We start from the raw sequence: 21230 nt of genomic DNA, 5'->3' as shown, positions 1-21230 counted from the left end.
AATCGACCACAGCGGAGCGAAAGGCAGGCCGTCAGATGAACCGGGTGCTCGTGGTGGACGACGAGCCGCAGATCGTGCGCGCCCTCGTGATCAACTTGAAGGCGCGCAAGTACGAGGTCGACTCCGCCTCGGACGGCGCCACCGCCCTCCGGCTCGCCGCCACCCGCCACCCCGATGTGATCGTGCTCGACCTGGGCCTGCCCGACATGGACGGCGTCGAGGTGATCAAGGGGCTGCGCGGCTGGACCCGGGTGCCGATCCTCGTCCTCTCGGCCCGCCAGACCTCGGACGAGAAGGTCGAGGCGCTCGACGCCGGGGCCGACGACTATGTCACCAAGCCCTTCGGCATGGACGAGCTCCTGGCCCGGCTGCGCGCCGCCGTGCGCCGCGCCGAGCCCGCCGGTGCGGGCGGGGACGCCGCGGTGGTGGCGACCGAGGGGTTCACGGTCGACCTGGCCGCCAAGAAGGTCAACCGCGGCGGCGCGGACGTCCGGCTGACGCCCACCGAATGGCATCTGCTGGAGGTCCTGATCCGCAACACGGGCCGGCTGGTCAGCCAGAAGCAGCTGCTTCAGGAGGTCTGGGGCCCCTCGTACGGCACCGAGACCAACTATCTGCGGGTCTATATGGCCCAGCTGCGCCGCAAGCTGGAGGCCGACCCCTCGCACCCGCGCCACTTCGTCACCGAGCCGGGCATGGGCTACCGCTTCGAGCCATGAGCGCCCGTCCCGCGCCGTGAGCGCCCGTCCGCGCCGTGAGCGCCGGTTCGGGCCGTGCGCGCCGGTTGGGCGGCGACCCCGTGAGAGCGCCCCGGTACGCTGGCCGTATGAGTGTCCCAGACCAGCCACCCGGCAAGTCAGACAAGCCGGTCGGCCGCTTCCGGCGGATGCTGGACCGGCTTTCGACTTCCCAGGAGGAGCTTCACTCCGCGGAGCTCCAGCAGGACGCGGAGGCCGCCGGATGCACCAAGATCGGCGATTGCGGTGACCGGCAGATAGTCAAGGTGGCCGGTACACTGCGCACCGTCACACTGCGGCCGCGGGCCGGGGTGCCCGCGCTGGAGGCGGAGCTCTTCGACGGGACCGCCGCCCTGGACGTGGTGTGGCTGGGCCGCCGCTCCATCCTCGGGATCGAGCCCGGCCGCAGACTGATCGCCACCGGCCGGATCTCCATGAGCCACGGCCGCCGGGTGCTGTTCAACCCCAAGTACGAACTCCGACCGCTCGGACAGGAGTAGCCGGTGACGAGAGACGACGAGCCGACCGAGGCCGAGAAGCGGTCCGCCGCGCAGAGCAGAGCGGCGGCGGACACCGCGCTTCTGGAGGCGTTCGGCGGGGTGCGGGGCATGGTGGACACCACCGTTCCCGGACTGGTCTTCGTACTGCTCTACACGATCAAGCGCGACATCCACCTGGCGGCCCTGGCGTCGCTGGGGCTCACGGTGCTTCTCGCGCTCGCGCGGCTGATCCGCAAGGAGACCCTGAAGCACGCCTTCAGCGGGGTCTTCGGGGTCGCCTTCGGCGCGATCTTCGCGATGATGTCCGGCGACGCGAAGAACTTCTATCTGCCGGGCATGCTCTACACCCTGGGGCTGGCGGTCGCCTACGTCCTCTCGGCGATCTTCCGCTATCCGCTGATCGGCGTGCTGCTGGGGCCGATGCTCCGGGAGAACCTCTCCTGGCGCACCCGCAACCCCGGCCGGTTCCGCGCGTACACCAAGTCCACCTGGGCCTGGGGTCTCATCCTGCTCGCCAAGTCGGCGATCCTCTTCCCGCTGTACTGGTGGGGCGACGCCACCCAGCTCGGCTGGGTCAAGGTCGCGCTCGGCATTCCGCCGTTCCTGCTGGCCGTCTATCTGACGTGGATATTCCTGGCCAAGGCCCCGCCGCCGATCGACGTCATCGCGGAGATGGAGGCGGAGGAGAAGGCCGAGCAGGAGCGGGAGCGGGTGAAGGCCGAGGCGGAGAAGGCCGCCGACCCGCTGCTGGCGGAGTGGGCCGACCGGATCGTCGACGAGGCCCGGCAGGAATCCGCGGACCGGCGCCACCCGCCGCGCGCCTGAGCGCCCCGACACGTCACACGGAAGCGCCGGGCGGCCCGTCATCGGCCGCCCGGCGCTTCCGTTGTGTACGGGGGTGCGGGGGGCGCTAGGACGCGTCCGCGCGCTGGACGGACAGGAGCTCCTCCAGCTGCTCCTCGCGGGCCTGGGCCGCGACGAAGAGAAGCTCGTCGCCCGCCTCCAGCACGTCGTCCTTGCTCGGGGTCAGCACGCGCGTGCCCCGGATGATGGTGACCAGCGAGGTGTCCTCCGGCCACTCCACGTCCCCGACCCGGGTGCCGGCCAGCGCCGCCTCCGGCGGCAGCGTCAGCTCCACCAGGTTGGCGTCGCCGTGGCTGAAGCGCAGCAGCCGGACCAGGTCGCCGACGCTCACCGCCTCCTCGACCAGCGCGGACATCAGCCGCGGCGTGGAGACCGCGACATCGACGCCCCACGCCTCGTTGAACAGCCACTCGTTCTTGGGGTTGTTGACCCGGGCGACCACCCGCGGCACCCCGTACTCGGTCTTCGCGAGCAGCGAGACGACCAGGTTGACCTTGTCGTCACCGGTCGCCGCGATCACCACGTTGCAGCGCTGCAGCGCGGCCTCGTCCAGCGAGGTGATCTCGCAGGCGTCGGCCAGCAGCCACTCGGCCTGCGGCACCCGCTCCACCGAGATGGCGGTCGGCGCCTTGTCGATGAGCAGCACCTCGTGCCCGTTCTCCAGCAGCTCGCCCGCGATGGAGCGCCCCACGGCGCCCGCCCCAGCGATGGCAACCCTCATCGGCCGGCCTCCTCAGGTCCCTCATCGAAAGCCGCCTCGACCTTCTCGACCTCGTCGGTGCGCATCATCACGTGCACCAGGTCGCCCTCCTGCAACACCGTCTCCGAGGTCGGCAGCATCGCCTCGCCGAGCCGGGTGAGGAACGCGACGCGCACGCCGGTCTCCTCCTGAAGCTTGCTGACCTTGTGGCCCACCCAGGCGGGGGAGGTGTGCACCTCGGCGAGCTGCACTCCGCCGCTCGGGTCCCGCCACAGCGGCTCCGCGCCGGACGGCAGCAGCCGCCGCAGCATCTGGTCCGCGGTCCAGCGCACGGTGGCCACGGTCGGGATGCCGAGCCGCTGGTAGACCTCGGCGCGGCGGGGGTCGTAGATACGGGCCGCCACGTTCTCCACGCCGAACATCTCGCGCGCGACCCGCGCCGCGATGATGTTGGAGTTGTCGCCGCTGCTGACCGCGGCGAAGGCCCCGGCCTCCTCGATGCCCGCCTCGCGCAGGGTGTCCTGGTCGAAGCCGACGCCGGTGACCCGGCGCCCGCCGAAGCCCGCACCGAGGCGGCGGAAGGCGGTCGGGTCCTGGTCGACGACGGCGACGGTATGTCCCTGTCGCTCCAGGGTCTGGGCGAGCGCCGCACCCACCCGGCCGCAGCCCATGATCACGATATGCATGCGACTACCCCGCACTCCTCATTACCGTGCTGAACTGCACAAACACCCTGCTCACATCTTCCTTCCAGGCCTACGGGGTGACAGCGGGGCAAATGGCCCGCGATGTCGATGCCGCGCGGCAGCGGAAAGCCGGCCGCCGCAACGTCTGTCACCACCGTATCCGCACTTGTGTGACGGCCCCGAGTCCCCTGCTCAGGTCCTGGTCGAGGCCACGACCTATACGGCGTACAGGAGTCCCCGCCACGCCGGGACCCTGCCGGAACCGTCCCGGAACGCGCACTGCCGCTTGCGAACGTTCCGGGGGGTGCGCGAGGCATCGCGCCGCGCGTCCACGGCTTCCGTCGTCGGCGTGTCGCCGGGTGCCGGGCCGCGGGACGGGACGGCATCGCGGCTCGACGGCGGGGTGGTCGCATTTGTCCCGGGCTGAGGCATCACCATCTTCCCGCCGCCTTCCCGATCTTCATGGGATCTTCACCGGAAACGGCAATCATGGCCCCGCAGTTCGAATGTTGATGCGCGCATCGGACGTCAGGTCACCGGCGTGGCTAAGATGATCGCCGTATTCCGTTTCCGGACGGGACATCAGGGCACTGAACCGTTCCTTCCGCGCCCGCGTTCTCCTGCACGAGGATTCTGATGACAGATCACATATCGGAGGCGGTGAGCTGGTGCCTGGCCGTCGTCGTGCTCGTCGTCTTCGTCCTGCTGATACGCCAGCGAACGATCAACGCCGGCGTGCGCAGGCGTAACGCCACACTCGAGGACAACCTCAGGGCGCGCGACGAGGAGCTTCAACATCTCCTCGAGATGCGCCTCCCGGTCATCGCGGACACGCTCAGCCAACCCTCGCCGCTGCCCGGGCTGAGGGACGAAAGGCTGGCCGGTACCGCCTTCGCGCAGAGTCTGCACGGAGTCGTGGAGCTGTTCACCCGCGCGGTGGACAAGGCACAGGCGCGGGCCGACGCCTCGGCGAAGGCGGCGCTCAAGGCGTCGATGCGCGCCCTCCAGGGTCTGGCCAACGAGCAGCAGCTGTCGATCTCCCAGATGCAGGACCGGCACGACAACCCCGACGTGCTCCGGGACCTCCTGGAGATCGACCACTCCAACTCCCAGTTCGGCCGCCGCGCCCAGGCCATCGCCGTGCTGTGCGGGTCCTGGCCCGGCCGCCAGCGGATGTCCTCCCCGGTGACCGATGTCGTACGGGGCGCCAAGTCCCGGATCCGTGACTACCGCCGGGTCCAGGTGCACGCCCTGGTCGACGTCGCCGTGGTGAGCCGGGCGGTGGAGCCGGTCGTGCTCGCCGTCGCCGAGCTGCTGGACAACGCCGCCCGCCACTCGCAGCCCAACACCAACGTCGAGGTCAGCCTCCAGCCGGTGCACAACGGCGCGGTCATCGTGATCGACGACGCCGGCGTCGGCATGGACGGCCTGGAGGTGCAGCGCGCCGCCGGGCTGCTGTCCGGCGAGCGCGCCGTCGACGTCGCCCGGCTCGGCGACCCGCCCCAGTTCGGCTTCGCCGTCATCGGCCTGCTCGCCGCGCGGTACGGCTTCAGCGTCTCCGTGGACACCAGGTCCCCGTACGGCGGTGTGCGCGCCGTGCTCTTCCTCCCCACCGCGCTGCTCACCCACGTCGACGCCGAGGACCAGGGCAGCGGGCAGCAGGCCGCGTCGCAGGAAGCCCAGCAGTCGTCCCTGCACACCATCCCCTCCCTGCCCACCCGCAAGAGCCGCGCCGCCCGCCGGACCGAGCCGCCCGCGGAGCAGGTGCCCCAGCAGCAGATACCCCAGCAGCAGGTGCCCCAGCAGGGGGTACCGCCGCAGCGGACGCCCCAGCGGCCCGCGCCGCAGCCGTCCGCGCCGCAGCCGTCCGCGCCCGCCCCGGAGGCCCAGCCCCCGTCCGGGCTGAACCACCCGTCCGAGATCGACGAAGCGTCACGTACGTACGGCTCGACGGCCGGCGGGCTGCCCAAGCGCCGCCGCCGGCAGCCCACCGCCCAGTCGGCGGACGACTGGCCCACGAGCACCCCGGAGCCCGAGACCGGCTCGCACCGCGTCCGTTCGGCCGAGGAAACGGCCCAGCGCATGGGGGCCTTCGCACGCGGCACCCGCACCGGCCGCTCCGACAACCCGGGCGCCGACCCCCAAACCGAAGAAGGGAATCGCCAGGCATGAACGACCACATAAACAACGAGCTGGGCTGGATGCTCGACGAGGTCGTGAAGATGCCGGAGGCACGGCACGCGATCCTGCTCTCGGCGGACGGGATGCTGCGGGCCTACTCCGAGGGCATCGCACGGGACGAGGCGGAGCGCCAGGCCGCGGCGCTCTCCGGCCTCCAGTCGATCAGCCGCTCCACCGCCGAGTTCTGCGAGCGGGAGGAGACGCCCTGGCAGCAGACGCTCGTCGAGTTCGCCGGCGGCTATGTCTTCCTCATCGCCGCCGGCCCCGGCGCGTATCTCGCCGTCTCCGCCACCGAGTCCGTGGACATGGAGGCGGTCAGCTACCGGATGCAGAAGCTGGTCGACCGGCTCGGTAAGGAGCTGACCAGCCCGCCGCGCCAGGGCGCCACCCGACAGGGCATCGGCAGCCCGGCATGACCCCGGCCCGGCGCGAACGAGGACTGGTACGGCCGTATGTCGTGACCGACGGCCGTGCCTATCCGACCCGCAACACCTTCGACCTGGTGACGCTGGTCATGGCGCACACCGACCGGCCGCTCGCCGGCCTCAGTCCCGAGAAGCGCCGGCTGATGGAACTGTGCCTCGGCGGCGCCCTCTCGGTCGCCGAGGTCTCCGGGTATCTGCAACTGCCGGTCAGCGTCACCAAGGTCCTGCTCGGCGACCTCGTGGACAGTGGCCACATCACCACGCGGTCGCCCATCCCCACGGCCGACCTGCCCGACATCCAGCTTCTGCAGGAGGTGCTCGATGGACTCCGCGCTCGCCTCTGAGAAGGCGGTCTATCTGCCGCAGACGGTGCGAACGGCGGTGAAGCTGCTGGTCGTCGGGCACTTCGCCGTCGGCAAGACCACCTACGTCGGCTCGCTGTCGGAGATCAAGCCGCTGCGCACCGAGGAGACGATGACCCAGGCCGGGGCGCTCGTCGACGACCTCGCCGGGATCGAGGACAAGACGACCACCACCGTCGCCATGGACTTCGGCCGCCTCACCCTCAGCGACACCCTGGTCCTGTACCTGTTCGGAGCCCCCGGACAGCGGCGCTTCACCCGGCTGTGGCAGGACATGACCCGCGGCGCCCTGGGCGCCCTGGTCCTCGCCGACACCCGGCGGCTCGACCAGTCCTTCCCGGTGATGGCCGTCCTGGAGGAGCACTCCCTCCCGTACGCGGTCGCCGTCAACCACTTCGATGGGGCGCCGCGCTTCGCCGAGGCGGAGGTCCGGGAGGCGCTCGATCTGCTCCCCGAGACCCCGCTCGTCACCTGTGACGCCCGGGACCGGGTCTCCTCGACCCACGCCCTGATCGCTCTTGTGCAGTACCTGCAGAACCGCCAGGCCCAGACTTCCCAGGAGCATGAGTGACCTACCGCCCCGACGTCGAGGCCGTCGCCGGAGCCATGCCGCCACCGGGCTGTCCCGCGCACGCGGGCCACCCCGGAGCCGGCAGCCCCGGCCGCCCCGCCGCCCAGGGCCTGCCCCTGTACGGACCCGACTTCGCCGCCGACCCGCACGCTCACTACGAGCGGCTCCGCCGATACGGGCCCATCGCCCCGGTCGAGCTGTCCCCCGGGGTCGAGGCGTACCTGATCACCAGCTACTCCCTCGCGCTGGAGGTGCTGCGCGACACCGAGCGGTTCGCCAAGGACCCCCGCGGCTGGCGCGCGCTGAACGAGGGACGGATCCCGCCGGACAGCCCGGTGGGCCCGATGATGATGTACCGCAACAACGCCCTGTTCAACGACGGCGAGGCCCATGCCCGGCTGCGCGGGGCGATCACCGACAGCCTCACCCGGCTGGACCCGTACGCGCTGAGCGAGTACGTCGAGCGCAGCGCCGACACGCTGATCAACCACTTCGCCGACAAGGGCGAGGCCGATCTGCTCGGTGAGTACGCCGCGGCCATCCCGCTGCTCGTGTTCAACCAGCTCTTCGGTTACCCCGCCGAACACGGGCTGCGCCTGGTCGGGATCATGGCGAAGCTCTTCGACAGCGGCGAGGACGCGGTGGAGGCCAACCAGGAGCTGATGGACTACATGGCGGGCCTGATCGCCACCAAGCGCGACCGGCCCGGAGCCGACATCACCTCGTGGATGCTCGCCCACCCCTCCCGGCTGGGGGACGACGAGCTGCTCCAGCAGCTCTCGCTGATCATGGCCGCCGGGACCGAGCCCCAGCTGAACCTGATCGCCAACGCGCTGCTGCTGCTGCTCTCCGACGACCGGTTCGCGGGCGAGCTCTCCGGGGGCAGCATGCCCGTCCAGGACGCCATCGACGAGGTCCTGTGGACCGACCCTCCGCTGGCCAACTTCGGGACCCGGTTCGCCCGCCGCGACCTGGACCTCGCGGGGGTGCGGATCCGCCAGGGCGAGCCGATCCTCACCAGCTACGCCGCGGCCAACACGGACCCCGAGCTGACCTCCGACGGCCGCCTCGGCAACCGCGCCCACCTCGCCTGGAGCATCGGCGCCCACCGCTGCCCCGCCGAGAGCCCGGCCCGGGTGATCGCCTCGGTGGCCATCGAGAAGCTCCTGGACCGGCTCCCGGACGTGGAACTGGCCGTGCCGGCCCACCAGCTGGCCTGGCGTCCCGGCCCCTTCCACCGCGCGCTGGCGGAGCTGCCCGTCCGCTTCCCCGTCACGACCGGGCTCGTCCCGGCGGCGGTCTCCGCGCCCGCCCAGGCGGCCGCCCCGGCGGGGATCCCCCAGCAGCCCCGCGGGCCCCAGGAGAACGGCCGGCGGACGACCGCCGAGCCCGGCTCCTCGCCGTCGGCTCCGTCCGCCGAGCCGAGCCGGACCCCGTCCGAGCACGGGGCCCAGCGGCGCCGCTGGGGCGCCTTCGCGGCCTGGTGGCGCGGGCAGTGAGCAGCGACTCCGCCGCCCACCCCCGACGTGGGGTGGGCGGCGGGACGGACGACCGCTTACGATCCTCTCCGTGTCCAAACTGACCGACGTTCCTAAACGGATCCTGATCGGGCGGGCGCTGCGCAGCGACAAGCTGGGAGAGACACTCCTCCCCAAGCGCATCGCGCTCCCCGTCTTCGCCTCCGACCCGCTGTCCTCCGTCGCATACGCGCCAGGGCAGGTGATGATCGTTCTCTCGGTCGCGGGGGCGTCGGCCTACAGCTACAGCCCATGGATCACCGTCGCGATCATCGTGCTGATGTTCACGGTGGTCGCCTCGTACCGCCAGAACGTGCACGCCTACCCCAGCGGCGGCGGGGACTACGAGGTCGCCAACACGAACCTCGGCCCCCGGGCGGGACTCACCGTGGCCAGCGCACTGCTGGTCGACTATGTGCTCACCGTGGCGGTGTCGATCTCCTCCGGCGTGGAGAACCTGGGGTCCGCGGTCCCCTTCATCGTCGAGCACAAAGCGGCGTTCGCGATCGCCATCATCCTGCTGCTGACCCTGATGAACCTGCGCGGAGTGCGCGAGTCCGGCAAGCTGTTCGCGATCCCCACCTATGTCTTCGTCGCGGGCGTCTTCATCATGATCGCCTGGGGCGCCTACCGCGGACTCGTCCTCGGCGACGACATGAAGGCCCCCACCGCCGGCTACGAGATCAAGGCCGAGCACACCGGGCTCGCCGGATTCGCGCTGGTCTTCCTGCTGTTGCGGGCGTTCTCCGACGGCTGTGCCGCGCTCACCGGCGTCGAGGCGATCAGCAACGGCGTGCCCGCCTTCCGCAAGCCCAAGAGCCGGAACGCCGCCACCACGCTGGCGCTGATGGGCGGCCTCGCCGTCACCATGTTCTGCGGGATCATCGCCCTGGCGCTGACCACCGATGTGAAGATGGCCGAGGACCCGGCCAGGGACCTGCTGAAGCAGGGCGTGGCGCTCGGCGAGGGCTACACCCAGGACCCGGTGATCACCCAGGTCGCGGCGGCCGTCTTCGGCGACGGCTCCCTGCTGTTCGTGGTGCTGGCCGCGGCCACCGCGCTGGTGCTGTTCCTGGCCGCCAACACCGCGTACAACGGCTTCCCGCTGCTCGGCTCGATCCTCGCCCAGGACCGCTATCTGCCGCGCCAGCTGCACACCCGCGGCGACCGGCTCGCCTTCTCCAACGGCATCGTGCTGCTCGCCGGGGCCGCCGCCATCCTGGTCTACATCTACGGCGCGGACTCGACCCGGCTGATCCAGCTCTACATCGTCGGCGTCTTCGTCTCCTTCACGCTCAGCCAGACCGGCATGGTGCGGCACTGGAACCGCCATCTGCGGACCGAGCAGGACCCGGCCGCGCGCCGCCGGATGCTCCGCTCGCGCGCGATCAACACCTTCGGCGCCTTCTTCACCGGCCTAGTGCTGGTCGTGGTGCTGCTGACCAAGTTCACCCACGGCGCCTGGGTCGCCCTGCTCGGCATGGTCGTCTTCTACGGGCTGATGAGCGCGATCCGCCGCCACTACGACAGCGTCTCCGGCGAGCTGTCGGCCTACGAGGACGACGAGGACGAGACGACCGTGCGCCCCTCCCGGGTTCACTCCATCGTCCTCGTCTCCAAGATCCACAAGCCCACGCTGCGCGCCCTGGCCTACGCCAAGCTGATGCGCTCCCACAAGCTGGAGGCACTGAGCGTCAGCGTGGACCCGGCCGAGACCAAGGCGCTCCAGGCCGAGTGGACCGAGCGCGGCATCGACGTCCCCCTCAAGATCCTCGACTCGCCCTACCGCGAGATCACCCGGCCGGCCATCGAGTACGTCAAGAGCCTGCGCCGGGAGAGCCCGCGCGACGTGATCTCCGTCTACATCCCGGAGTACGTGGTCGGCCGCTGGTACGAGCACCTGCTGCACAACCAGAGCGCGCTGCGGCTCAAGGGCCGGCTGCTGTTCACCCCGGGCGTGATGGTGACCTCGGTGCCCTGGCAGCTGGACTCCTCCGAGCTGGCCCGCAAGCGCGCCCGCAAGCGGGCCGAGTGGCATGCGCCGGGCGCGGTGCGGCGTGGCCCGGTGGGACAGCCGAAGGCCGCGGACAAGGCCAAGGCCGACAAGGCAAAGGCAGACAAGGCGAAGGTCGGCGGCGGGCAGCCGAGGGCCTAGACTGGTGGGCTGATCGGTGGACGCTTCCGTCCACCCCAGCCCCACCACCCCCGCCGAACCCCCTCAGCCGAACCTGGAGCCGAACCGCCATGCACCGTGACCCCCAAGCATCGCTGGTCGGCGAGGAGTACGAGGTCGAGGTCGGGCCGGTCGCACACGGCGGCCACTGCGTCGCCCGCACCGCCGAGGGCCGGGTGCTGTTCGTCCGGCACGCACTGCCCGGCGAGCGCGTCGTGGCCCGGGTGACCGAGGGCGAGACGGACTCGCGCTTCCTGCGCGCCGACGCGGTACGGGTGCTGGAGGCGTCCAAGGACCGGGTCGAGGCCCCCTGCCCGTTCTCCGGCCCCGGCCGGTGCGGCGGCTGCGACTGGCAGCACGCGGCCCCGGGCGCCCAGCGCAGGCTGAAGGCGGAGGTCATCACCGAGCAGCTGAGCCGGCTGGCCGGGCTGACCCCCGAGGAGGCCCGCTGGGACGGCACCGTCGAGCCCGCCCCCGGCGACAAGGTCGCCCGCGGCGAGGTCCCGGCCTGGCGCACCCGGGTCCAGTACGCGGTGGACGAGCAGGGCCGCCCGGGGCTGCGCCGCCACCGCTCGCACGAGGTCGAGCCCGTCGACCACTGCCTGATCGCCGCCCCCGGCGTCACCGAGCTGGGCGTCGAGAAGCGCGAATGGCCGCAGATCGCGACCGTGGAGGCGATCGCCGCCACGGGCTCCTCCGACCGCCAGGTCGTCCTCACCCCGCGCCCCGGCGGCCGGCTTCCGCTGGTGGAGCTGGACCGGCCGGTCTCCGTGCTGCGGATGGGCGAACCCCAGGGCCGCGAGGGCACCCGCGCGGTACACCGCGTACACGGCCGCCCCTTCGTCCGCGAGCGCGCCGCCGGCCGCACCTGGCGGGTCGGCGAGGGCGGCTTCTGGCAGGTCCACCCCAAGGCCGCGGACGTACTCGTCGAGGCGGTCATGCAGGGCCTGATGCCGCGCAAGGGCGAGATGGCGCTCGACCTGTACTGCGGCGTCGGCCTCTTCGCCGGCGCGCTCGCGGAGCGGGTCGGGGAGCGCGGCGCGGTCCTGGGCATCGAGTCCGGCAAGCGCGCGGTGGAGGACGCCCGCCACAACCTCGAGGATTTGGACCGGGTCCGGATCGAGCACGGCAAGGTCGAACAGGTCCTGCCCCGCACCGGCATCACCGACGCCGACCTGATCGTCCTGGACCCGCCCCGCGCCGGCGCAGGCCAGGCGACCGTCACCCGCCTGGCCTCCCTCGGCCCGCGCCGCATCGCCTACGTGGCCTGCGACCCGGCGGCCCTGGCCCGCGACCTCGCCTACTTCCGCGAGGCGGGCTATGTGCCGCGGCGGCTGCGCGCCTTCGACCTGTTCCCGGTGACGCACCACGTGGAGTGCGTGGCGATCCTGGAGCCTGCGGGGAAGAACCGCTGACCTAGGGTTTCGCCGGCCTTGTGTGGTTCCAGGGCTCGCGGTGTCTCGTGATTTTGAGGAGTCCGCGACTTTGCAGGGCCTGGGCACTTGTCTTGTAGACGCTGTCCGTCCTGAGTCCGCCGAGGCACCCTTGGCTCACCCAGTCGAGCACGGCCTGCTGACGCTCATTAAGGTCCTGATGCGCCTCATGCCTCCGCTGCCTCCCTCGTATGCCATGCGGAACACTGCCCGTCTGTATGGGTAGGCACTCCAGAGAGCTGGGAGAGCTGCGGAAGTAAGCGCTGGAGAGGCTCGGCCGGTGCGGAGGACATCGCGGTGGCGCGGCCGTACCGAGCACCGTGAGGTCAGGGCTGCGCATGTCGGCGTCGCGCAGCTTGGCAGCGGTGAGTGGCAGGATGGCGATGGTGCTCTGAGGGGGACGTTGCCGCTGGAGTGTTCCTGTAGGAGCTAGTAGACGGCGAGTTCGGCGCGGCTAGCGAAGACGAGGCAGTCGACTGTCGGATATCCCTCGTCGCCGTGCCGCTCGCGGCGGGTTTGGTTGGCCTCAGGAGGACCGAGTTGGCCCAGGTCTTGGTCCAGTATGTTGCTCGTTTCGACCAGAGTGGACTCGGAGACGGGCCACGGCTGCGGGCGTAGCGGAAGTCAACGTCGTCTGCGGGACGGAAGATTTCCAGCGATGTGCCGTGCTCTTGCTGGTCGCGCTTGATGGCACGCAGCGAGGGAGATCCGTGGGCGAATGAGGGGGTACCGCTCGCGCCAGCCGTCGCCCGTGCCGATCTCCTCTATGACACGGCCCTGGGCGGTAGGGGCCCCGTCAGCTTCGAGGGGCCCCTACCGTGTGGGCCGTGGTCTACGGGTGGTGCGTCGCCGAGACCGATGCTGAGTGCGATGGCGTCACGCCGGACGGTGCCTTGTCGCCTGTTTCCGGACCGCTGGCCAGGGCCAGCAGTAACAGGAATAGCAGGAGACCGCCTCCGCCCGTGCCCGCCGCCACGGCGAGGGTGCGAGGGCTGATGGACCGGTGGTGCCCGCGGACACGGGTACCACTCGAACGGTAGTAGGGACGGACATAGGCTGTCGGTCCAGTGGAGACTGGGCGGGGCCGTGGCCCAGGAGTGGGACGCGGGGCGGTACGTCGGGACGACGCATGGGGCTGCGCGGCGCGGGGCCGGTTGCGGCGGTTGTGGCCTTTGACGTAGGTGCCGTCGCGGCGGTAATGGGGGCGTACGTAGGTCACGGGCAGTCCTTAACATGAAGGGGGTGGTTAGCGCCCTGCGGGCGGGGCCAGGTGTCCTCGGCCCGGCATTCGACGATAGCGACCGGCGCTGACAATCCAGGACGACCAACTCGACGACGAGACACACCGGTTGGGCGGCCATTGATTTCCGGACGGTGATCGCGGCGTTGGGCCGGTTGGTAGAGCCGGCCTGGGGTCGAATCTGGAACAGTGGTCTCAGTTCGCTGGTTCCAGGAACTGCTGGGCATCGCCGGCCAGACTTGCTCCGCCTACTCCTCGCGAGTTGCCAGCCGTGCTTCAGGAAGTCGCGGGCCGTCCGAGGCCAGGACGGCGACGTTCCCGTTGCCGGCGGTGTCCTCTTGATCAAGCCAGACTTCTTCAGCGCCCAAGCCGTGCCGACAGCTTTGGAGAGAGGTATGCCTCAGCAGCCCCGCAGTCTCTCGCAGCGTGCAAGCGGTAATGGGGGCTCGCATTGCCGACTTTACTTTGCGATAGGCGCAGGTCGAGAGTCGCTCAGGCCGTCGCCCGGTCGAGAAGCACGTCGATCCCGACAGGCCAGTCGCGTGCGCCGTCGGAGTTGGCCAGTCTCACCACGAACGTGGCAACAGCCGGGCATTGGTGGAGGGTTGATGAGAGCCAGAGGTCGCGCACTGCCCGGCGAGCTGGCGCACAGGGTCATCCGGCCGCTGCTCCTACCACACTGGAACGTGTACTCGTCGCAAAGGGTCCATGGAGCAAGAGATGCCCAGGCCGTTAGTCGAAGATCGCGAAGGGCCTGCGGAGTACCAGGATGGCGCGCGCGAGGAACGAATGAACGTCGTCAGCGCTCCCATGCGTCCTCCGGTTCCATCGGTTCGGCCGAAGAAGTACTGGTCGGGACGGTGGTTTTCCCGATACTCATGAAGACTTGTTTGGGGACCGGGGGGATCCGTTGCTGTTTGTCATCGCGTTACTGGTGATCGGTGGGTCCGCGCTGGTGTCGCGTTGCGGGGGGCCGACAGCGTTCCACCGGCCTTGTCGCCGCAGGCGCAGGGGGCTGTTCGCGCGTTGCCGAGACCATGCCTTCACTCTGGTCACGGTTACCGACGTGGCGGGACTCGCGTTGTTCGGTCTCGCATTCGGCATGTGGGCGCTCTTCGGGGCGGGCGTCTGATGCGGCACCGGCGGAGCCAGGGAGGATGGGCTGCTGTTCCTTGGTGGGCGTGGGGCGCGGGTGCCCTGGCCGGGGTCAGCGGTCTGTGGAACGCGGCCGAGCAGTGGCCGGTGTGGACAGGCATCGTGCTGACCACGGTGGCAGTGGGGCTGGGCCTGAAGCCGGGGCGGCTGGCCCTGCACAGATGGGCCGGCCGCTCGGTGCTTCCCCTGGAATCCGTGCGCTATTCGCTGGCCCATCTCGATGCCATGGAGCCCCAGGAGTTCGAGCTGGCGGTCTGTTCCCTGCTGCGCAGGGACGGACTGACCGCGGAACATGTGGGCAAAGCGGGGGACAAGGGCGCCGACGTACTCGTCGTCGATCATTCGCAACGGCGGGTTGTCGTGCAGTGCAAGCGGCTGCGGGCGGACCGAAGGGTTGGGGACCAGGATGTCCAGCGGGTCAATGGAACGTACCGCCACGACCATGGTGCCCACTTCGCCGTGATCGTCACCACCGGCGGCTTTACGGCAGCCGCGCGAGCCAGCGGCCCCCGTTATGGGATTTACCTGGTGGACCGGGACGCCCTGCAGAGATGGGCGGACCTGGGTGAGCCGCTGTACGGGATCCTGCGAGTTCCGGACGAGACCGCAAGGCGTAGGCGTTGGGCACCCAGATCATGGAGGACAGGGAGAATCACTAGGGTGACGGCAAACCAGCAACTCCCGTAACTTTGGTTCATTGCATGCAAGTTGGCACCATGAGGGGGAAGATGTCCGACCAGATCGAGTCCGCGCGGATCCAGGTGTTCGGCGCCGACCCGCGGCATGCGGAGCTCGAAGCGAAGGAGCTCCGTGAGGTCTTGAACCGGCTGGATGGCGCAGAAGTGCGCTTCGTTCCGCCTGAAGCGCCGCGAACTACGGAGGGTGCGAAAGGGCCTGCACTGCTGACCCCGGAGGTCGTGCTCATCCTCACCACAGGCACCCTGGCTCTGGCGAGGACCGCCATCAAAGCGTGGGTCGAGGTCCGGAAGAGCCGCAAGGTGCGCGTGGTGCATTCCGACGGAACGGTCACGGAGTTCCAGGGCGGAGTGTCCGGGCGCGAGGTGAGGGCACTGCGCGACGGCCAGGGCGACAGGTCGGAGACCGGCCCGGGAGATGCGCGATGAGCCGCAAACATGCCTTACTCGTGGGCACTGCTGCCTATGAGGACGTAGCCTTTCCCGCTCTGCCCTCCGTACGCGCAGACGTTCACTACCTGAGCCAGGTGCTGGAAATGCCGGCGGTCGGAGGGTACGAGGCGTGCGTTCGGATCGAGGACTCGTCGAAGGCGGCGATTCGGCAGAGCGTCGAACGGTTTCTGAGCGAACGAGAGCCCGACGAACTGGTCGTGCTCTATCTCAGCGGCCACGGGGCATACGACCGTGATGACGGTCAGCTTTACTACGTCACCACGGACACTGAGGCCGATCGGATACAACAGACCGCTCTCGAAGCCTCCTTCGTGACCGATCAGTTGGAGAAATGCGCGGCCCGGCGCAAAGTCCTGTTGCTCGACTGCTGTTTCAGCGGCAGTGCAGTGCAGGGCTTCCGGAGCAAAGGGGCTTCACAGTCCGCCACCGCACCGGTCGTTGAGGCCGGTGGAGTGCACGTCATCACCGCGTCGCAGCACTGGGAGCAGGCATTCACCACGGATGTGGACCAGCCCTCGCAGTTCACCAGAGCGATCGTCGAAGGTCTGCACTCGGGACAGGCGGACCTGGACGGTGACGGACAGGTCTCCGCGAACGATCTGTTTAGGCACATCAGCCGTGACTTGCAGAAAGCACCCGACGGACGCCGACAGACGCCGACCCAGTCCAGTCTTCACGTGACAGGCGACATCTATCTCGCGCGTGCCGCCGCCGGCCGTCAGATACCCGCCCTCAAGCCGCTGCCTGCTGGGCACACAGCAGTCACCGACGGAGCCGGTGGGGTGACGCCGGCACCGGTCAAGGCTACCCAGGCGGTACACGACGACTCCGCGTTCACGGAAACTGAATGGGCACAGCTACTGACGTACTACCAACACTGCCTCGAGGCGGAGAACGCCACCGACGACCTACTGCCACTGGTGGGAAGCGGTCCTCCACGCGCGGTCTGGCCTGCAGGGGAGGAAGTTCTGCTGTCCGGCACGGAAACCACGGTTTCAGCGCCGGAACGTGTTGTTGACCTCGCCGAGCGTGCCCTCAAGGACGGTGTCGACCTCTTCTGGTACGGATACCCTGTCGCCGTCCTCTACGACGGCAAGCGGCAGGTGTGTGCGCCGCTCGCCATGCGCCAGATCGAGATCGAACGCGGTCCGCAGGGGCGCAGTGTGGTCACGCCCACAGGGCCGATCGTCCTGCATCCCAGACTCGTCCTCAACCGGCTGGGCAAGGACGAAGGCAAAGAACTGCTCGCTGCCTACCAGCCCAATTGGCGGCCGGGGTTCCGGGAGGAGATGGTCCGCGACCTGCGAAGCCTGCTCCAGGAGCTGGGACTGCCCGACACGGAGCACCTCGACCCCCGATTGCTCGGCGACGGCAGCTCGCTGTACGCCGCGCATGAGGGCGCCCGCAATGTGGCGGTCGTCTTCGCCGCACGGTCGGACGCCGCGGCCACCGCACAGCTGATGAAGGACTACAGAACGCTACAAAAGAGCGTTGGGCAGTTCGCAGGCACCGCGCTCGAGGCATTTGCCACACCGGCTGCATCAGGAGCGGACGAGAGCGCCGAGCGACAGGTGCAGGTTGTCGCCCCCCTGGAACTGAACGAAGGACAGGAAGCGGTCATCCGGGCCGCCATGGTTCGCAAGCTCACGGTCGCCACCGGGCCGCCCGGTACCGGGAAGAGCCAGCTCATCGTCAACGCGGTCGCCACGGCCAGAGCGGCTGGCCAGACTGTGCTCGTCGCCTCGACCAACAACAAGGCGGTGGACGAGGTCTGGGAGCGCTGCGAAGCCCTGGCTCCGGGACTTCTCGTACGGACGGGCAACCAGACAGCCATCGAGCATGAGTTGTGGACGCTGGAGCAGCTCACCCGCAGCATCCGACCCCACCAGTCTTCCCAGATGTACTGGGGCGAACTGCGGAACCATCTCCGGAGGCAAGAGGCGCTGCGTCGACAACTCGCGGTGGTCGCCCGTCGGGAACGGGAACTGGCCGACCTCGGCCGGCTGCGCTTCTCCTACTCCGAACAACACAATGGCGACCCTCAGACGCTTGCCACAGCTCTGGGCGACGATGTTTCCCTCGGCCGGTGGCTGCGCCGGGCTCGCACGGCAGCCCGTCTCGGGATCTTCGGAGGGTGGCTGCGGAGCCGATGCCTGCGGAGTCTCGCCCCGCTGTCCGTACAGGTTGTAGGGCGCCAAGGCTTCGCCGACCTGCTGTCTTTCGCGGAAGCCGAAGCCGCCTGGCGACGGAAGAGCACCGAAGCCGATGCGGCACCGGACGACGCCCAACTTGTCACGATGCTTCGGGAGACCGATCGACAGGTTCGAGAGACTTCGACAGCACTGCTGCAGGCGTCGGTGGCGGAGCAGGCAATGACCGCGCGTGCGGCGATCCACGACCGCATCGAAGCCGTGAAGTCACGATCACCGCGGCAGTGGTCGTCCTTGGAGCGGATCCTGCCGCACGTGACCGGCTGGGCCGTCACCGCGAGGTCCCCACGACGGTTTCGGGACCGTGCCGCCCTCTTCGACCTGGTCATCGTGGATGAGGCGAGCCAGTGCTCCACACCGGATGTGCTGCCTCTGCTCTTCCGCGCGCGGCGGGCCCTCGTGATCGGGGACCCCATGCAGTTGCAGCACATCACCACACTTCAGCCTCGACAGGAGGCGGAGTCACACCGTGGGGTTGGGCTGCGGGCGAGCTGGCTCGACGAGCACCGGTTCGAGCACCGCCGTTACTCCGCGTTCCACGCGGCCGCCCACGCGGCCGGGAAAACACTGTTGCTGGACGAGCACTTCCGCTGCCATCCGGACATCATTGGTATTTCCAACCGGCATTGTTACGGCAACCGGCTGACCGTCCTCACCGAACCTCGGTCGTTGCGACGCCTCGACGGAGTCGACGCGGTGCAGTGGCTCGATGTGGTGGGAACGGCGTGCAGGGGCAGCAACGGGTCGTGGGTGAACGAGGAGGAGGCAGAGCGCGTTCATCTTTCCGTGGAGCGGTTGCTGATGCGGCTGCCTGAAGGTTCGACGGTAGGGGTGGTCACCCCTTTCCGCGCCCAGAAAGACCTGATCGCCGAGCGCTGGAAGAACGAGAAGCGCGTACGGGTCGGCACCGTGCACACGTTTCAGGGAGGACAGCAGGACGTGATCCTGTTGTCCCTGGTCGCGGGTGCGAGAATGCGCCCCAGCGCGGTCAACTGGCTCTGCCGCGAGGTTAATCTGTGGAATGTAGCCATCACCCGCGCCCGTTCGCATCTCATCGTGTTCGGCGACCGCGAGTTCTGGTCGGTTCGGGCAGGGATGCCGCATGCACTGCTGGACGCGGTTGAGGCCAAAGCCGCGCTCACTTCGTGCGATGTGAACTCCGGGCAGCAGAATGAGCTTGTCGGTGACCGGCTTCAACTAATGCTGGCCGACGCGATTTCCGGAGCCCTGCTTGACAGGAAGGTCACGGTTGACGGCTACCCCTACGACTTCGATGTCCGCCGAGGCACGGACGCTGCCCAGGTCCGGCTGGACCACGGGGCCTCCTTCGACATGGAGGACGCACGCTACCTGAGGCTCGCCCTCAGCCAAACGGCCCTGCTGCCGAACGGCGTGCGGCTGCCTGCCTGGCATGTGTGGGCTGATCGAGCGGAGCGCGTGACGGCGCGGCTCGGCGGCCAGTGAGGAGGCTGAAGCACAGGATCTGGTCGAGGGCATTGAGTGCGCCCCAAACGCCAAGGTCCTCGCACTACCATAATGCCGGGGGGATCTCGGTGACTTTGCCTGCGCGCTGGTGACCGGCACGTCAGCATGTCGTATGAGCTCTCCGACGACCGACTTCTTCACAGTCCGCCAGGAGCCCAACGTGCCGTATACGGCAGAGATCAGCCGCAGCAATCCGACGAGCATCATCTTTCTCGTCGATCAGTCGACCTCGATGAGCGATCCGATCGGCGGTGAAGACCCCAAGCAGAAGGCTGATGTCGTTGCAGACGCCATCAACCGGCTGCTCACTGAACTTTCGGTCAAGTGTGCAAAGGAAGAAGGTGTACGCGACTACTTCCACGTCGCGGTCGTCGGTTACGGCGCCACCGTCGGCTCGGCATTCGCGGGTTCGCTCGCCGGCCGGGACATCGTCCCTCTCAGTGAGGTGGCGGACAATCCGGCTCGCGTCGACGAGCGAAGCAAGAAGGTACCCGATGGGGCCGGCGGCCTGGTGGAGACCGTGGTCAACTTCCCACTGTGGATGGACCCGACAGCCCACGGCGGTACCCCGATGAACCGCGCGCTTCAGTACGCTGAGAGCCTCGTCGCGGCGTGGACCGAGCGCTACCCGGCCAGCTTCCCGCCCATCGTCATCAACCTGACGGACGGCGAGTCGACCGACGGCGACCCCACCGCGGCCGCCGAGGCCGTCACCTCGCATGCTACTGCCGACGGAGCGGCGCTGTTGTTCAATCTGCACGTGTCTGCCGCAGGCGGAACCCCCACCGCTTTCCCCGACACGGCCGACGGCCTCCCGGACAGCTACGCCCAGACACTGTTCGCCATGTCGAGCCCGCTGCCCAGCCACATGCGTTCGTACGCCGCCTCGCAGGGGCAGCGGGTCAGCGAGACCACCCGTGGCTTCGTCTACAACGCGGACATCACCACGGTCGTGCAGTTCCTCGACATCGGCACCCGAGCCACCGAACTGCGGTGACGACTTCCACCTCATGCGTGTACGTAACGCATCTCGTGGCGCCGAAATACGGAAGCACGGAGGCGGAGTGCGAAGACGCCGTGGCCGTGCTTCCCGGCCGTCCGCACGACTACATGCTGCAGGAGCCGCTCACCGCGGGCGTCTGCGACGGTGCGACCGAGAGCGCACTGGCCAAGGACTGGGCCCGTCTACTGTCCCGTGCGGCGGCCGAACATGCCATGAGGCTGCCGGACCTTCTGGCGGGCGGCACCGCCTTCGAGGAGTTCGCGGCAGCGACGGTGGCCCAGTGGGATCCCTGGCTCGCACAGTACACGCAGATGCGCCATGCGGAAGGGCGCCCGTTGAAGTGGTACGAGCACTCCAAGCTCGCAGAGGGCGCCTACGCGACCCTGCTCACGGTGCGCGTCGACCCGGACTCCGATTCCCACCCCGACACAAGTGAACCGGTCTGGCGATGGCGCGCTGCCGCCTTGGGAGACAGCTGCCTGTTCCACCTGCACGACAACCGGCTGGTACAGGCGTTCCCGGTGGTGGCCGTCGAGGAGTTCGGCACGACTCCCGACCTCTTCGGCAGCCGCAACAACGACGCGGCATTGCTGGCCCGTCGCACGCGGTTCACCGAAGGCTGGTGCCAACCCGGGGACCGGCTGCTCCTGATGACCGACGCCCTGGCCGCATGGTTCTTGTCGGTCCCGGACCAGGGCGACGCCGTATGCCAGTTGCTGGAGTTCGCCGGGCCCGACGACCTGGGCGGATTCAAGAATTGGCTGAACAGTCTGCGGGACCGCCGACAACTGCGCAACGACGACGTGGCGCTCGTACGGATCGATTTTGAGGGGCGGTGAA

The 21230-nt window shown here is 69.2% G+C and carries 17 protein-coding genes; 15 read left to right on the top strand and 2 right to left on the bottom strand.

Annotated elements, in window-relative coordinates; translation table 11 throughout:
- Positions 1–35 precede the first annotated feature (35 nt).
- From ABTY62_RS27260 to ABTY62_RS27250, 3 genes are all read left to right on the top strand, one after another.
- The gene (locus ABTY62_RS27260; RefSeq protein ID WP_311723745.1) at positions 36–719 is read left to right on the top strand and encodes a response regulator; all 684 of its coding nucleotides are present in this window, start codon (positions 36–38) and stop codon (positions 717–719) included.
- 107 nt (positions 720–826) lie between these two features.
- Complete coding sequence (locus tag ABTY62_RS27255; RefSeq protein ID WP_311723744.1) at positions 827–1237, top strand: OB-fold nucleic acid binding domain-containing protein; 411 nt, start codon at positions 827–829, stop codon at positions 1235–1237.
- Positions 1238–1240: 3 nt separating this feature from the next.
- Positions 1241–2062 (top strand): DUF3159 domain-containing protein, encoded by an 822-nt coding sequence (locus ABTY62_RS27250; protein WP_311723743.1) that lies wholly within the window; start codon positions 1241–1243, stop codon positions 2060–2062.
- 85 nt (positions 2063–2147) lie between these two features.
- On the opposite strand, the gene ABTY62_RS27245 is transcribed toward ABTY62_RS27250, so the two are convergent.
- Together ABTY62_RS27245 and ABTY62_RS27240 are read right to left on the bottom strand one after the other, a co-directional pair.
- Positions 2148–2822: a potassium channel family protein gene (locus ABTY62_RS27245; protein ID WP_311723742.1), complete on the bottom strand. Its 675-nt coding sequence runs from the start codon at positions 2820–2822 to the stop codon at positions 2148–2150.
- Entirely contained in the window at positions 2819–3487 is a 669-nt protein-coding gene (locus tag ABTY62_RS27240; RefSeq protein WP_352132043.1) for a potassium channel family protein, read from the bottom strand. The genes ABTY62_RS27245 and ABTY62_RS27240 overlap by 4 nt, the downstream gene beginning before the upstream one ends.
- A 636-nt stretch (positions 3488–4123) precedes the next feature.
- On the opposite strand from ABTY62_RS27240, the gene ABTY62_RS27235 reads away from it, so the two are divergent.
- From ABTY62_RS27235 to ABTY62_RS27180, 12 genes are all read left to right on the top strand, one after another.
- Complete coding sequence (locus tag ABTY62_RS27235) at positions 4124–5659, top strand: ATP-binding protein (protein ID WP_352132042.1); 1536 nt, start codon at positions 4124–4126, stop codon at positions 5657–5659.
- Complete coding sequence (locus tag ABTY62_RS27230) at positions 5656–6084, top strand: roadblock/LC7 domain-containing protein (protein ID WP_311723739.1); 429 nt, start codon at positions 5656–5658, stop codon at positions 6082–6084. Before ABTY62_RS27235 ends, ABTY62_RS27230 begins: the two co-directional genes overlap by 4 nt.
- Entirely contained in the window at positions 6081–6437 is a 357-nt protein-coding gene (locus ABTY62_RS27225; RefSeq protein ID WP_352132041.1) for a DUF742 domain-containing protein, read from the top strand. The genes ABTY62_RS27230 and ABTY62_RS27225 overlap by 4 nt, the downstream gene beginning before the upstream one ends.
- The gene (locus ABTY62_RS27220; RefSeq protein WP_352132040.1) at positions 6415–7026 is read left to right on the top strand and encodes a GTP-binding protein; all 612 of its coding nucleotides are present in this window, start codon (positions 6415–6417) and stop codon (positions 7024–7026) included. Before ABTY62_RS27225 ends, ABTY62_RS27220 begins: the two co-directional genes overlap by 23 nt.
- A complete protein-coding gene (locus ABTY62_RS27215) occupies positions 7023–8525 on the top strand; it encodes a cytochrome P450 (RefSeq protein WP_352132039.1) in 1503 nt (500 codons plus the stop codon). The genes ABTY62_RS27220 and ABTY62_RS27215 overlap by 4 nt, the downstream gene beginning before the upstream one ends.
- Before the next feature lie 70 nt (positions 8526–8595).
- Positions 8596–10698: an APC family permease gene (locus ABTY62_RS27210; RefSeq protein WP_352132038.1), complete on the top strand. Its 2103-nt coding sequence runs from the start codon at positions 8596–8598 to the stop codon at positions 10696–10698.
- A gap of 89 nt (positions 10699–10787) precedes the next feature.
- Positions 10788–12131, top strand: coding sequence for a class I SAM-dependent RNA methyltransferase (locus ABTY62_RS27205; RefSeq protein ID WP_352132037.1), 1344 nt, complete (start codon positions 10788–10790; stop codon positions 12129–12131).
- Positions 12132–14646: 2515 nt separating this feature from the next.
- Entirely contained in the window at positions 14647–15231 is a 585-nt protein-coding gene (locus tag ABTY62_RS27200) for a restriction endonuclease (RefSeq protein WP_352132036.1), read from the top strand.
- A 41-nt stretch (positions 15232–15272) separates the two neighbouring features.
- Positions 15273–15668, top strand: coding sequence for an effector-associated constant component EACC1 (locus ABTY62_RS27195; protein ID WP_352132035.1), 396 nt, complete (start codon positions 15273–15275; stop codon positions 15666–15668).
- Complete coding sequence (locus ABTY62_RS27190) at positions 15665–19366, top strand: caspase, EACC1-associated type (protein ID WP_352132034.1); 3702 nt, start codon at positions 15665–15667, stop codon at positions 19364–19366. Before ABTY62_RS27195 ends, ABTY62_RS27190 begins: the two co-directional genes overlap by 4 nt.
- A gap of 133 nt (positions 19367–19499) precedes the next feature.
- Complete coding sequence (locus tag ABTY62_RS27185) at positions 19500–20384, top strand: vWA domain-containing protein (RefSeq protein ID WP_352132033.1); 885 nt, start codon at positions 19500–19502, stop codon at positions 20382–20384.
- Positions 20381–21229 carry a hypothetical protein gene (locus tag ABTY62_RS27180; protein ID WP_352132032.1) on the top strand — a complete coding sequence of 283 codons (849 nt, stop codon included), beginning with the start codon at positions 20381–20383 and terminating at the stop codon, positions 21227–21229. The genes ABTY62_RS27185 and ABTY62_RS27180 overlap by 4 nt, the downstream gene beginning before the upstream one ends.
- Position 21230 lies beyond the last annotated feature (1 nt).

It is taken from the genome of Streptomyces sp. NPDC097640, assembly GCF_040302705.1.
Classification (GTDB): Bacteria; Actinomycetota; Actinomycetes; order Streptomycetales; family Streptomycetaceae; genus Streptomyces.
The sequence above is the reverse complement of the archived record's forward strand: the minus strand, read 5'-3'. Positions and strand labels throughout refer to the sequence as shown.